The sequence below is a fragment of the Escherichia sp. WS2035 genome (genome assembly GCF_046487065.1).
Classification (GTDB): domain Bacteria; phylum Pseudomonadota; class Gammaproteobacteria; order Enterobacterales; family Enterobacteriaceae; genus Escherichia; species Escherichia coli.
On the sequence record NZ_JBJQKD010000003.1, the window covers coordinates 84,079 to 97,064 of the forward strand.

Here is a 12,986-nt window from a genome sequence, read left to right on the forward strand (position 1 = left end):
CACCCTCGAAAACAACATCAGTAATTATTTTGTTCCGTTATATACTCAGCAACACCCTCCTGAACATCCTCATGAAAACTAACCGCATTGTCATCCTTAAACACAATCGCCACATCACAAAACTCTTTCAATGAATTCAAGCTATGTGAAACCATTAAAAAACTAGATTCTTTATGCCTTTCTTTAAACAATTGAGCGCATTTTTCTTTAAACCTGGCATCACCGACTGCGGTTACTTCATCGACGATATAATAATCAAACTTAAATGCCATGCTTAAACCGAAGCCTAAACGCGATCGCATACCGGATGAGTAAGTTTTAATCGGCATATCAAAGTACTTGCCCAGTTCGGCAAATTCTTCGACAAACTCAATTTTCTCTTTCAGTTCTTCTTGCTTTGCGTATAACCGCGCAACAAATTTTACGTTCTCGCGTCCAGTTAAACTTCCCTGAAATCCACCGGCGAGGCCGACTGGCCATGATATTGTTTTATTGGTGATGATCTTTCCACTGTCGGGGCGGTCAATACCACCAATCATTCTCAGTAACGTTGATTTACCCGCTCCGTTGCGACCAATAAAGGCAACACTTTTTCCTGAAGGGATTTCAATATTTAAATCCTTAAACACATAGTGTCGACCCGTTGGCGTGCGATATGACTTCGTCAAATTTTCAATCTTAATCATGATGTCAGCATTGCCTCTTCACGCGTTCGGTATAACGCCAGACCGATGAACAGGGTGACCAGAGTGAACATTGCCAGGTAGTTCAGACTCACACCTTCGCTGATATAGCCAGGCATAACTGCCTCGCGGCTTAACTCCACGACATGCACTAATGGGTTCCAGAGTAGATACGACCAGTATTGCTTTGGAATTGAGTGCAGAGGGAACATGATGCAGGAGATGAAATACAGCGGCTTAAGCAGTATCGGCAGGACCTTTTGCATTTCAGGGAAGGTTTTACCAACGACCATGAATATTAAGCCAACGCCACATGAAAGAATGATTAACAAACTCCAGGTAAGCACAAGTTGTAAAAAGTTTGTTATTTCGAAATATTCGCCTGCCATCCAGACGATAAGCATAAGCAATATATAAACAGCAACGTAAATCAGTGTCTCAAGCAATGCACGCGCAATGATCGTATCGATGGGTTTTACTGGTCGATAATTAAACAGCCCCTGATTCGCTTCAATAGCACCTACAGAACGATTGCTGATACTGCTAAAGATAAAAAAGGGAATCAGGCCATTAAGTAAAAACACCGGGAATGAGATGTCTGGCATCGTGCGGTGCATAATGTAACCAAAAATACCCAACAGTATCAGCAAATGCGCAGAGGGTTCGAGAATCGCCCACAAATATCCCAGACGGAACTTACCAAAGCGTGTTCGTATTTCTCGTAGAAATAATGCCTCTACGGTGACTTTCTGGACTTCAAATCCACTTCTTGCCATTTGATGATGTGATCCTAATCTCTTCAGGTACGCTACCGCCCTTGGCTTAACAGCTACCAATACACTGGAGGTAATGCTTATTTGTAACTGGATAAAATTTACTCAGACGGTTTGACCTTTTTAATAGCCGCAAAAAATTTCAGCAGAAATTATTTCCGCAGGGATAAATAGATCTATTTCCGTCTCGTTTCTTCTAATCCATTCTTCAGGCATGAATGTATTCGGTCTTCTGGTAACTTCAGAAAACTGGCCGTTTTAGAATGTAGAGTTAATTTCTCAGGAAATTATTTTTGTTGTTACTGTTAACTACTTGATTATAATACCCCCTATGGATTTTATGCGTAACAATACCTGCAATCTGTTTCAAACCAGAACGCACGCGATTGATTACCAATAAATTGTTCACCGAGAAACTATTTCCCTATTTAAAATTCACTCATGTACTTCTTATTTATATCTACAGCCCCCTCTTTACAGTCACATTTGTGATTTACATCACATTTAAACGGTGTTATTTAAGTCCCATTAATAATTCCGTGAGTAATTATTTTCGTCAATTAAAGTATACGCCTTGATTATTTTGTGCATTTATTTTAACCAGCGTTACAGCCAGCATTATCCCTCAGTAGATATACCTGAGCAGACATTTCTTAAAATCGACGAATAGTTTCCCTGGAAATTATTATGCTTATTTGAAATTCCCTTTCTGATTATCTCCAGTAATTTTACTAATTTCCAGGCTACACAAAATACAGATCACATAAGAATTATCCTATATGTTTTGACCTATCAATTGTTACTCAATGATTTATTACAACTATTAATAATCATAATGTGTCAAAACACTTAAGCATCTTTACAGTCTTAGAAAGGTGTCGATTAACGAAGGCTACATGGTGAAAAACAGGTTCCTTCAGTGTTACCGAATATTCCGTGGTGGTCTGGAGGGAGATAATTCTTGCTACATCGAAACTCAGCCCGGTGAGCGGGTTTGACAGTTCCGCACTCACCATTGGGCTAAGGGTTATCAGGTGGGGTTAAGGAAATGGCAATACCTACCCCCGCCCAAATTCCAGTCGCTGCACATTCACCATCCCAGGCTTCTCACCTGCGCTGACATCAATTTGTATCACCCGCAGCGCATATTTTTCATCCAGTGCCTTTAACCAGTTCTGCAGGTCATTAAACACCACAGGTTCTATCCAGACTTGAATATTCTCCCCACGCTCGGCAATCCGTTTGATGACCACCGAGTGCGCGGAAGCGCTGTCGCTGATGACCCGCGATACCTGTGCTGGCGTTGTCGTGCCGGATTTTCGCGCCGCAACAATATCCGGCGCAGTGCTCTTCAGTCGCGCGTTCATCGCCACGAGCTGCTGCAACATCGTCTCCTGTTGTTCTATCCGTTCGCTCAACGGCTGCCAGATGAGAACGTAATATCCGGCGCTAAACAGGAACACTACCGCTGCCAGTAACATGCCTTTTTCACGCGGAGAACGCCCCGCCAGGTGTTGTGTCAGCCAGTGTTCGCCACGACTTAACTGGCGTTCACGCCATTGCTGAAAATAGTGAATAAATTTATCGCGTAACATGTTATTTCCTCCGCAACGTTACGCCGCCGGAAACCGCATCCCCCTCTTTCTGTAACGCGTCCTGTTGCACAACATAATCTGCCACCAGTGCGCTACGCAGTTTGTCGAAGCTGGCAAAGTTCGCAGCCCGCAGTTGGAGGTGAAGCGTCTGGCGTTTTTGATCAAAGGTGAAACCACGCATCTCAATGTCGGAAAGTGATGCGGATTTCAGGGTACTGGCGATCGCTGACAATTCTGCGAGCAGCCGGGTATCGTCGGCCTGTGGGCGATATTTTTTCAGCGCCATCGTCACCTGAGAGCGTAAATTCACAATCCGCTTCTGCTCCGGGAATAGCGTTAAGAACTGTTTCTCCGCCTGGGTGCGGCTTTGCGCCACCTGTTCGCTGACGCTCCATAACGTCACGCCCCGTTCCACTACCAGCGCAACCAGAATCAGCAATATCGGCAGAATCATCACCCGCCAGCGCGCCCACTGTTTTCGGTAGCTGACACGAGGCTGCCACGGCCCTGTTAGCAGGTTCCCTTCCGGTTCGCCATAAGTGATAATGGCTGGCAGAGCCGTAACGGTCAGGCGTTCGGCGTCCGCACCAGCCCATGCAGACAGTTCTTCCGGTGCAATGCCGACCACGGTTAGTGAAAGCGGTATATCCTGCTCATTGAGCTGTGCGCGGAACATGACCGGAGCCAGCGCCCGCCCGGCGCTCCATCCCCGGCATTCATCGATGCGGCAGATAACCCGTTGCGCATCGCCAGCCATAAACCCACAAGGAATGGACATCCAGTCCGGCGCGACGGTAGCGCGGGTGATGCCGTTTGCCTGCAACCACTGCGCAATGTTGCGCATATGCTGCTGGTGAATCACAGCTACGGTTGCCAGTTGCTGGTCGATTTTCAACGGGGCGAAATGCAGTTCATCGATATCCTGGTTCAGCTCTTCTTCCAGCAAGGCGGGCAGAATCGTCGGTATCTGCTTGCGGGGCACATCAGGCAGTTCAACCTGCCAGACGCTGATCCATTCGCCGGGAATGTAGAGTCGAATCGCATCAGTTTGCAGCCATTGCTGGAGACGTTCGTCAGCAACGTCAGGCCAGATACCGTGCTCCACGTCGGGTGTATGGCGCTGCCAACGGATGGGATCAGCGGCGCAAAGCGGGAAAAAAATCTCAAGCATGGAACTCACTCACTTTCTCCTGTCTGATGCCAGAGAACAGAAAAGTGTTGTGGGCCCATGCGGACAATTAACGAATTCATCGTCAGTTCAATCTCATTCACGGTGATATCTGAACGCAGCCAGAAGTAATTGCTGTCCACGCTCAGGACGGTTTTTAGCTGTTTTTTAGTACGCTCATCGACGTCTGCAAGTAGCGGCTGAGCAAGAAACTGATCGACATCTTCCCAGCCCTTCGCCGGACGTTGTTGTAATAATGCCCGCGCCTGAACAGGGCTTAACCACGGGTCAAACAGCGCCTCAAGAATCACACTTTGCGTGACATCTAATGTATTGATGTTGATTTGCTGGCGGGCCATCGGCAGCGCACAGACCAGCGGTTTCAGTTTTTGATAAAGCCCGGCGTCCATTCCCTGCACCACGCGCATCTCGCTGATATCAGCCAGCGGTTGATTAGCGGCGTAGAACGGCACCGAGCGGGCGAGATACTCGCTGTCTTCACGACCCAGACGCGTCTGCACGCTGCGGTCTTCGTCAATAAACTCCCACAGGCTTTCGGCTATCAGTTCGGCCCGATAAGCAGGCACATCGAGGCGCGAGATCAGGGCAATCAGTTGTTGTACCGCGAGCGGACGCGACGCCGTCGTCGGCTGAGCGAGGGCATTCAGGTTAAAGCAGGCCTGTGCGTCACGCAGAGTGACGGCGATTTGCCCCTGCGGCAGTGGGAAAAAACGCGGGCCAGAAGCCCACGGCTGTGCCAGATGCACACGCTTTTCATTTTTCAGGCTCAGACTGAGTGCGCTCAACGCCAGGCTTTCTGCACTGGCGCTGTACCACAGCGCCTGCTGGTACTCCTGCTGGCTGCGTGTTCGCCCAAGTTGTTGCTGCATCCGCCCGGAAAGCGTGATGGTCACCAGCATCATAACCGCCAGCAATACCAGCACCACGACCAGTGCCATTCCGCGTTTTGGTGGTAAGGTGATCATGATAATTGCGGCCCGCGTAACAACCAGATGCGTTCAATTTCGCCCCATTGCGGCGAGTGCAGGGTTATGCGTACTGCCACAGGAATCGCCTGCACTGATGACCAGCTCTCCTGCCAGCGCGTGCCGTCGTAGAACTGCAAACGGAGCGAATCCGCCGGAATCAACTTTTGCATTGTCGGCTTCACACTGCCTGCTGCGTCGGTCAGCGACCAGGCTAACCGTTCGAGATAACCACCATGAATGCGGTAACCGACGGTGAGCAGATTACTGCGCGGCAGACGCATCAACGGATTAACCACGCCACCACGTACAAAACGCATCCCTTCACTCTCAGACGCCAGCACGCCAGCGCCCGCCAGTAACGCAGGTTCACGCTGGCCCTGCTCGCCTCTTACCGGACGCGGCATCATTTGGGTCAGATCGTGGGTCAGAAAACTCATCGTTTGCTGCATGAGGTTTAGTTTTTGATCGTGTCCGGCGACGGCGCTATTCACGCGTGTAACGCCGTTTGTCACCTGCTGTGCCATCAGTGCCAGCGAGGCAAAAATGGCGATTGCCACCAGCATTTCCAGTAACGTGAAACCAGCGCGAGCCCTTCTCACTGCTGGCCTCCCACGGCGCTAAACCAGGCGCGTCTTGACTGAATCACCGACGAAAAGTCTTCGTGACGGCTGACTTCAATATCCACCGCCTGAAGTAGCGCGTTACCGGTATTCAGCGGTGTGGTTCGCCAGTACCAGCGGCTTCCTGCCATATCACTCTCGCCCTGGTGCCTGACCGCTCGTTGTTCACGGGTCATCAGGTAAAGCAGCGCGGTCTGATTTTCAGCTACCCAACCCGCTACCGTTTTTTCCTCAAGAACGTGCTGATTACTCAGCGCGCCGCTGGCAATCTGTAACACCGCCGTGGCAGCCAGCGCAAAAATCGCCAGCGCGAGTATTACTTCCAGCAAGGTAAATCCACGCTTCATGGCATCCCCTCATCACATTGATTGAGAGATAACGCGCCATCGTGCGCCAGCTTTACCGCCCAACACGCGTTTTGTGCCGACGAGTAAAAACGTAGTGTAAACGGCGTGACAGGTTCAAAAGGCGAAAAACGGATCTGCGGTGTCTTCTTTTTCGCCTCTTTTTGCAGCTCCAGTTCAATATCGTGCAGCGTCAGGCGACGACGCTGCAGCTCCAGCGCATATTCCTTCTGCCAGATATCACTGCCGGGTTGTAACAGCATCTGCACCTGTTTCGGCACCGTAACCTGTGCCGATAACCGGGTCGCAGAAACGGGCAACCATTGCCCGTGACGACGCTGCATAAACTGGTAACCTGGCGGGTCGATTAGCACACCGAGTGTTTGCCCTTCGATCACTGCCCTGTCCTTAAACTGCGCAAAGCGAGTCAGAAAATCCTGCGCCGCTTTTTTCGCAGGCGGCTCTGAAGCGGTCGCAAACGTCTGTACCACGCCCGCACTGGCAAGGCCGATAAGGAAAATCACCAGCATGATTTCCAGAAGTGTGAATCCGCGTTCAGGCACTGATTACTGAAACTCCTGCAAATTCCAGTTACCGATATCTGCGCCAGCGCCCTCCCCGTTTTCCTGACCATCTGCTCCCAGGGTATAAACATCAAACAGCCCTTTTTCACCTGGGCTGAGATACTGATAATCATTGCCCCACGGATCCTTTGGCAGTCGTTTGATGTATCCACCAGTACGGTAGTTGCGGGAGTCCGCCATATTGGCCGGTTGCTGGATCAGCGCCTCCAGTCCCTGCTCGGTGGTCGGATAACGCCCGTTATCCAGTCGGTACATATCCAGCGCGTTTTCCAGCGCCACGATATCGCTGATGGCTTTTTGCCGATCGGCTTTCTCTTTGTTGCCCAGCAGGTTAGGCACCACCAGACTTGCCAGGACGCCAAGAATAACAATCACCACCATCACTTCCAGCAGGGTAAAACCTGCCCGTGGTTTTTGTGTGCGGGATAACGAATTCATGTGATAACTCCGTAAATTACATTCCAACCATATTGTTCAGTTGCAGCATCGGCTCGAGGATGGCGATGACGATAAACAGCACCACGCCCGCCATCATCACCACCAGCGCCGGCTCAAACAGCCCTAACGCCAGCCCCACCTGGGTATCAAATTCCCGTTCCTGGTTGACCGCGGCCTGTTCAAGCATGGTTTCCAGCTCGCCGCTCTGTTCGCCGGAGGCGATCATGTACAGCATCATCGGCGGGAACAGGCGCAGATCCGCCAGCGCGGCGCGCAGGCTGCTTCCTTCGCGGACGCGATCTGCCGCCAGCAGCAGTTGTTGCTCGACATAACGATTTGCCGACACGGCGGCGGCGGTCTGAATGCCTTCCAGCAGCGGAACACTGCTGGCGGTGAGGATGCTTAATGTGCGGGAAAAACGCGCCGTATTCAGTCCGCGCGCAACACGCCCCGTCACGGGCAAACGCAGCAAGGTTTTATCCCAGCGCAGGCGCATCGCAGGATTTTTGAGTAGCCGTTGCCCCAGCACCAGAAGCCCCAGCAAACCCGCCAGCCAGTACACGCCGCTGGTCTGTAACGTGTCGCTCATGGCGATGAGCATTCGGGTGGAGGCGGGCAGCGCGTGTCCGAGATGATCAAACTGTTCGATAATTTTCGGCACTACTGCCGTCAGCAAAATAGTGACCACGCCCGTTGCCACCACCAGCAGTACCAGCGGGTAGAGCATGGCCTGCAGCAGGCGTGATTTCAGACGCTGCCGCTGTTCGGTGTAATCCGCCAGGCGATTGAGCACCACGTCGAGATGTCCGGATTTTTCTCCGGCAGCGACCATCGAACAAAACAGGGAGTCAAAGACGCGGGGATGTTCGCGCAGGCTGTCCGACAGGGTATAACCTTCCTGAATCCGGCTGCGCAGCGCCATTCCGAGGCTTTTTACATGCAGTTTTTCGCTTTGCTCACTGACCGCCTGTAAGCAGGTTTCCAGCGGCATTGCTGCCTGCACCAGCGTTGCCAGTTGACGAGTGAACAGCGCCAGATCTGCCGCCGCCACGCGACGATGTGCGTGCCGCCGACGCTGCAACATTCCCCCTGCCGATGCATTCATCCGGGCTTCAATGTGCACGGGAATGAGGTCTTTACCACGCAACAATTGACGGGCATGACGCGCGGAATCCGCCTCAATCATGCCTTTGGTTTTGCGACCATTACGCTCCAGCGCCTGATAGTAAAACAGTGCCATTACGCCTCCATGGTTACCCGCAGAACTTCATCGAGAGAGGTTTCTCCGGCGAGCACTTTCTCAATGCCGTTGCTGCGGATACCCGCAGAGTGTTGCCGGACATAACGTTCCAGCTCCAGTTCCCCGGCCTGACGGTGGATCAAATCACGCAATGTGGCGTCCACCACAATCAGTTCATGGATAGCGGTGCGTCCGCGAAAACCTTTGTGATTACAGGCGGGGCAGCCCTGCGGATGGTACAGCGTGACGGTACGCGCATCGGTAATCCCCAGCAGGCGTTTTTCTTCGTCAGTGGCAGGCACGGACTGGCGGCAATCGGGACACAGCGTGCGAACCAGTCGCTGCGCCATCACGCCCGTCAGACTGGAAGAGAGCAGGAAAGGCTCCACGCCCATATCCTGCAAACGCGTGATCGCCCCCACCGCTGTGTTGGTATGCAGCGTGGAAAGTACCAGGTGTCCGGTCAGTGAAGCCTGAACAGCGATTTCTGCGGTTTCGGTATCGCGGATTTCACCGACCATCACCACATCCGGGTCCTGACGCAAAATTGCGCGCAGGCCACGGGCGAATGTCATGCCGACGCGGGTGTTAACCTGCGTCTGACCGATCCCTTCAATCATGTATTCGATAGGGTCTTCAACCGTGAGAATGTTACGCGAGTGGTTGTTCAGCTCCTGCAATCCAGCGTACAGCGTGGTGCTTTTGCCGGAACCGGTCGGCCCCGTCACCAGAAAAATGCCGTGCGGTTTGTGTAACAGCTGGCGCAACTGCGCAGTCAGTTCGAGACTTAAACCCAGACGCTCCAGCGTCAGGCGAGCCTGGTTTTTGTCCAGCAGTCGCAGCACCACCCGTTCCCCCCAGGCGGAAGGCATGGTAGATACACGGACGTCAATCGCCCGACCGCCCAGCAGCAGCGCAATACGGCCATCCTGCGGTACGCGCTTTTCGGCGATATCCAGCCGCGCCATCACCTTGATACGCGAGACCAGCAGCGAGGCCAGTTTACGACCGGGGCGCAACATTTCATGTAATGTGCCGTCAACACGAAAACGGATCACCAGACTCTTTTCAAACGTCTCGATGTGGATATCCGAAGCGCCTTCTTTGATTGCCTCTGCCAGCATGGCGTTGATCAGTTTGATGATCGGCGCATCGTCGTCACTTTCCAGCAGATCTTCCGTTTCCGGCAGTTCTTCAGCGAGGGTAAAAAAGTCCTCGGCGGAACCGAGATCTTCCATCAGCTGGCGAGCTTCGGAAGAGTCCCGCTGCCAGACCGCATTCAGCCGCTGTTCAAATTCGGCCTCGTCGATTTGCCGCAGCGTAAAGGGCGCATTCAGCCCCCGCTGTAGCTCCTGTAAAACAGAGAGCGACAACGGATGAACATGGAGGATCTCCAGCGACGCTTCGCACCATGCCACCAGGCTAAACCGACGGCTGAAACTGTAGGGCAGACGCACGGTGTTAGCGGTGGTTTCCTGTGCTACAGGCACCATTAACGCGTTCTCCCGGCATTGAGGAACGCGCGTACTTCCGGCGGTAAGGCCTGATTTTGCGCTGGCAATATCGGCTGCGCGGTGTGCGGCATCAGGCTTAAGCCTTGCTCATCGCGGTAGATTTGCTCAGCGCGCATGTAGTTATATTTGCGCTGCGACACGCCGTCTGCCGCCATACCGTCACGCAAAATGGTCGGGCGGATAAACACCATCAGGTTACGTTTTTCTTTTTTATCCGCCGTCGATTTAAACAGGTTACCAATCAACGGGATATCGCCCAGCAGCGGCACTTTCGCCACGCTTTCTCCCGCCTGGTCGTCCATCAGACCGCCAAGCACGATCAGCTCACCATCGTTAGCCAGCACGGTGGTTTTCAGTTTGCGCTCGCCAAACACGACATCGAGGCTGGTCTGCCCTTCCACTTTCGAGACTTCCTGCTCAATCACCATCTGTACCGCGTTACCTTCGTTAATCTGCGGCGTGACTTTCAGCATGATGCCGACTTTTTTCCTCTCTACCGTATTGAAAGGATTGCTGTTATTGGAACCAACGGTAGAGCCGGTTAATACCGGAACGTCCTGGCCCACCATGAAGAAGGCTTCCTGGTTGTCCAGCGTGGTGATACTCGGCGTGGAGAGCACGTTCGAGCTGGAGTCGTTTTTGACCGCCTGTACCAGCGCCATCCAGTCGCCTTTCACCACGCCAACCGCCGTACCACTAAAGCCAGAAAGGAGCTGAGCGAGCGTGGAGAGATCGCCGTTAGTATCCGGATTTATGGTGGTAGCACCGTTTTCGCTGATCACCGTGGAACCTTTCTGCGGCTTGGCTGCAGAAATCGCTGCCCCCAGCGTACCAATAGGGATTTGCGTACCGTTGGCAAACTGCATTAATCCAGCATCTTTTGACCCCCACTGCACGCCGAAGTTGATATTGCTACCTTCGGCAACTTCCACGATTAACGCCTCGACATGCACCTGAGCACGGCGAATATCCAGTTGTTCAATCACGCTTTGCAGCGACTGCATAATGTCCTGCGGCGCAGTAACAATCAGGGCATTACTGTGTTTGCTGGCGGCGATGGAGACAACCTCGCGCCCGCTACCAACCGTGCCTTCCGCCTCTTCTTTAGCCGCCGTGAGCGTACCGCTGACCTGCTTCAGCACATCGACCAGATCTTCGGCTTTGCTGTATTTGAGATAGAACACCTGGCTGTTGCCGCTGCGCTCCATTTCTGAATCCAGCCGACGGATCAGACGGCGCATTTTGTCTCGCGTGGCGGGGTCACCACTGACAATCACGCTGTTGGTGCGTTCATCGGCGACAATTTGAGATTTCAGCGTTGCTGGCTGGTTCTCGCCGCTGTTTTTGGTCAGGCTTTCCAGCACGCGGGCAATTTCCGAGGCTGAGGCGTTATCCAGCGGGATCACCTCTTCGGTGCGATTACCCGCGTGATCCACGCGCTGGATCACTTCCGTCAGGCGCTCCACAACTGAGGCGCGTCCGGTAAGCATAATCACGTTGGAGGGATCGTAATTAACAACGTTGCCTGAGCCTGCGCTGTCAATCATCTGGCGCAGAATCGGTGCCAGCTCGCGTACCGACACATTACGTACCGGCACGACTTTGGTGACCATTTCATCGCCCGCGTAGTTGTCGCTGCCTTCACCGACCAGCGGCAGCGGCTCGACTTTCGCGGCGCTTGATTTCACCACCTTCAGCACGTCGTTTTCCATCGGTACGACCGCATACCCCTGTGCTTCCAGCAGGTTAAGGAATAACTGGTAATACTGGCGTTCATTGAGCGGAGTCATAGTGCGAATACTCACTTTCCCCTGAACGCCCGGCCCCATAATGATGGTTTTATTAAGGTTAGCGCCGACGGTTTCGATGAACGATTTCAGGTCAGTATCTTTAAAATTAGCGGTGAAAGTGGCTTCTTCCGCCCAGACCGGTGAACTACACAATGCCGCTGCCAGCATCAGCGGCAGTAAACGCTTTTTTGTTTTGAGGCCAGTTGTCTTCTTACGCCAGATAGACAACGTCATATCACGCCAAAACACGATGAATGATTCTCCTGGATTAAATGCGGTTAGCGCAGTGCGATGGAAATGTCGTAGCGCGCACCCTTGCGTAAAACCGTAAGTTGAATGGAATCCATTGAAGGTAACTGCCGCATCAGAGCAATCATTGCTCGTGGATCAGTGAAATCCTGCTGATTTAGTGCAATGGCGATATCGCCTTCCCTGAAACCGCTGGCATCGAACAGAGAACGATCTGCCCCCGGCTTCACTGCATAACCGACAATTCCCTCCTTACGCACAGGCGTAAGCTGGATATAGTTAAAAATTTTCTGCGGATCTTTCGCCAGTGCCTGACGCACGGCAGCCGGGATCTCAACTGGCGCACTGGCAGCAGGCTCAGCAACAGCTTGCTTTGCTTCGTCGCTGATGGATTTTTTGTTGGTCACGGCAACGGTGGAACGCTCCTCTTCAGCCAGGCTCAGGCGCTCTATTTTTCCCTGATAGCGCAGCATCACATGGTCGCGGTTAATTTCCTCAATCACCGCGTTGTGCGAGCCAAGCCGTTCACCCTGCAAATAGACCTGCTGTTTGCCGCCTTCTTCAATCACCGCGCCGGGTCTGGCACCAAAGGCGATCCCACGCAGCACCACATTAAGACGCGTTTCTGCCACAGGCGCAGATTCAGGTTGTTTTACCGGTGCGGCGACGGGTTGATATTTGCCAAACCAGTTTTGTTGGCTGACTAATTGCACGTCATTTTTATCGAACGGTTTTGCATCCGCACGGAGCGGTTTATTCGCCGATGAGGAAACCGCCGTATATTCCGCAGAAAAGGAGAAATAGCGCCAGAGTGAATACGCCATTTTTGCAGAAATAATAAGCAGCATCAGCCAGAACATCGCGCGTGCAATTTTGCGCAGATGCTCTTTGTCTGTATTAAGAGATTGTCTCTGGCTAAGAATGTGACGAATTTTAGTCAGCCATTGAATGAGATAAATTCGTGCGTCACGAAAAACAACCCGCGCCAATTTATATCTA

The 12,986-nt window shown here is 52.5% G+C and carries 13 protein-coding genes; all 13 read right to left on the reverse strand.

Annotation, left to right across the window (positions count from 1 at the left end):
* Positions 1-17: 17 nt before the first annotated feature.
* The gene (locus ACJHX4_RS07320; RefSeq protein WP_000590241.1) at positions 18-686 is read right to left on the reverse strand and encodes an ABC transporter ATP-binding protein; all 669 of its coding nucleotides are present in this window, start codon (positions 684-686) and stop codon (positions 18-20) included.
* Positions 683-1,459 carry an ABC transporter permease gene (locus tag ACJHX4_RS07325; protein ID WP_000124294.1) on the reverse strand — a complete coding sequence of 259 codons (777 nt, stop codon included), beginning with the start codon at positions 1,457-1,459 and terminating at the stop codon, positions 683-685. The genes ACJHX4_RS07320 and ACJHX4_RS07325 overlap by 4 nt, the downstream gene beginning before the upstream one ends.
* 1,055 nt (positions 1,460-2,514) lie before the next feature.
* Positions 2,515-3,051, reverse strand: coding sequence for a GspM family type II secretion system protein YghD (gene yghD, locus ACJHX4_RS07330; protein WP_000942822.1), 537 nt, complete (start codon positions 3,049-3,051; stop codon positions 2,515-2,517).
* 1 nt (position 3,052) lies between these two features.
* Positions 3,053-4,231: a type II secretion system protein GspL gene (gene gspL, locus ACJHX4_RS07335; protein WP_000097202.1), complete on the reverse strand. Its 1,179-nt coding sequence runs from the start codon at positions 4,229-4,231 to the stop codon at positions 3,053-3,055.
* Entirely contained in the window at positions 4,228-5,205 is a 978-nt protein-coding gene (gene gspK, locus ACJHX4_RS07340) for a type II secretion system minor pseudopilin GspK (protein ID WP_000631648.1), read from the reverse strand. Before gspK ends, gspL begins: the two co-directional genes overlap by 4 nt.
* The gene (gene gspJ / locus ACJHX4_RS07345; protein ID WP_001531957.1) at positions 5,202-5,807 is read right to left on the reverse strand and encodes a type II secretion system minor pseudopilin GspJ; all 606 of its coding nucleotides are present in this window, start codon (positions 5,805-5,807) and stop codon (positions 5,202-5,204) included. Before gspJ ends, gspK begins: the two co-directional genes overlap by 4 nt.
* Complete coding sequence (gspI, locus tag ACJHX4_RS07350) at positions 5,804-6,175, reverse strand: type II secretion system minor pseudopilin GspI (RefSeq protein WP_001531959.1); 372 nt, start codon at positions 6,173-6,175, stop codon at positions 5,804-5,806. Before gspI ends, gspJ begins: the two co-directional genes overlap by 4 nt.
* A complete protein-coding gene (gene gspH, locus ACJHX4_RS07355; protein WP_001115120.1) occupies positions 6,172-6,735 on the reverse strand; it encodes a type II secretion system minor pseudopilin GspH in 564 nt (187 codons plus the stop codon). Before gspH ends, gspI begins: the two co-directional genes overlap by 4 nt.
* 3 nt (positions 6,736-6,738) lie before the next feature.
* Complete coding sequence (gene gspG / locus ACJHX4_RS07360; protein ID WP_001087296.1) at positions 6,739-7,194, reverse strand: type II secretion system major pseudopilin GspG; 456 nt, start codon at positions 7,192-7,194, stop codon at positions 6,739-6,741.
* A 16-nt stretch (positions 7,195-7,210) separates the two neighbouring features.
* On the reverse strand, positions 7,211-8,434 hold the full coding sequence (gene gspF, locus ACJHX4_RS07365; protein WP_001173414.1) for a type II secretion system inner membrane protein GspF: 1,224 nt from the start codon (positions 8,432-8,434) through the stop codon (positions 7,211-7,213).
* Complete coding sequence (gene gspE / locus ACJHX4_RS07370; RefSeq protein ID WP_000249339.1) at positions 8,434-9,927, reverse strand: type II secretion system ATPase GspE; 1,494 nt, start codon at positions 9,925-9,927, stop codon at positions 8,434-8,436. The genes gspF and gspE overlap by 1 nt, the downstream gene beginning before the upstream one ends.
* Positions 9,927-11,987 carry a type II secretion system secretin GspD gene (gene gspD / locus ACJHX4_RS07375; protein WP_000498844.1) on the reverse strand — a complete coding sequence of 687 codons (2,061 nt, stop codon included), beginning with the start codon at positions 11,985-11,987 and terminating at the stop codon, positions 9,927-9,929. Before gspD ends, gspE begins: the two co-directional genes overlap by 1 nt.
* A 29-nt stretch (positions 11,988-12,016) precedes the next feature.
* Complete coding sequence (gspC, locus tag ACJHX4_RS07380; RefSeq protein ID WP_001531960.1) at positions 12,017-12,976, reverse strand: type II secretion system protein GspC; 960 nt, start codon at positions 12,974-12,976, stop codon at positions 12,017-12,019.
* Positions 12,977-12,986: the final 10 nt, after the last annotated feature.

Bases quoted from the DNA above. Each gene is read 5' to 3' on its own strand.
- ACJHX4_RS07320 (WP_000590241.1), bottom strand. From the start codon at position 686: ATGATTAAGATTGAAAATTTGACGAAGTCATATCGCACGCCAACGGGT.
- ACJHX4_RS07325 (WP_000124294.1), bottom strand. From the start codon at position 1,459: ATGGCAAGAAGTGGATTTGAAGTCCAGAAAGTCACCGTAGAGGCATTA.
- yghD (WP_000942822.1), bottom strand. From the start codon at position 3,051: ATGTTACGCGATAAATTTATTCACTATTTTCAGCAATGGCGTGAACGC.
- gspK (WP_000631648.1), bottom strand. From the start codon at position 5,205: ATGATCACCTTACCACCAAAACGCGGAATGGCACTGGTCGTGGTGCTG.
- gspI (WP_001531959.1), bottom strand. From the start codon at position 6,175: ATGAAGCGTGGATTTACCTTGCTGGAAGTAATACTCGCGCTGGCGATT.
- gspG (WP_001087296.1), bottom strand. From the start codon at position 7,194: ATGAATTCGTTATCCCGCACACAAAAACCACGGGCAGGTTTTACCCTG.
- gspF (WP_001173414.1), bottom strand. From the start codon at position 8,434: ATGGCACTGTTTTACTATCAGGCGCTGGAGCGTAATGGTCGCAAAACC.
- gspE (WP_000249339.1), bottom strand. From the start codon at position 9,927: ATGGTGCCTGTAGCACAGGAAACCACCGCTAACACCGTGCGTCTGCCC.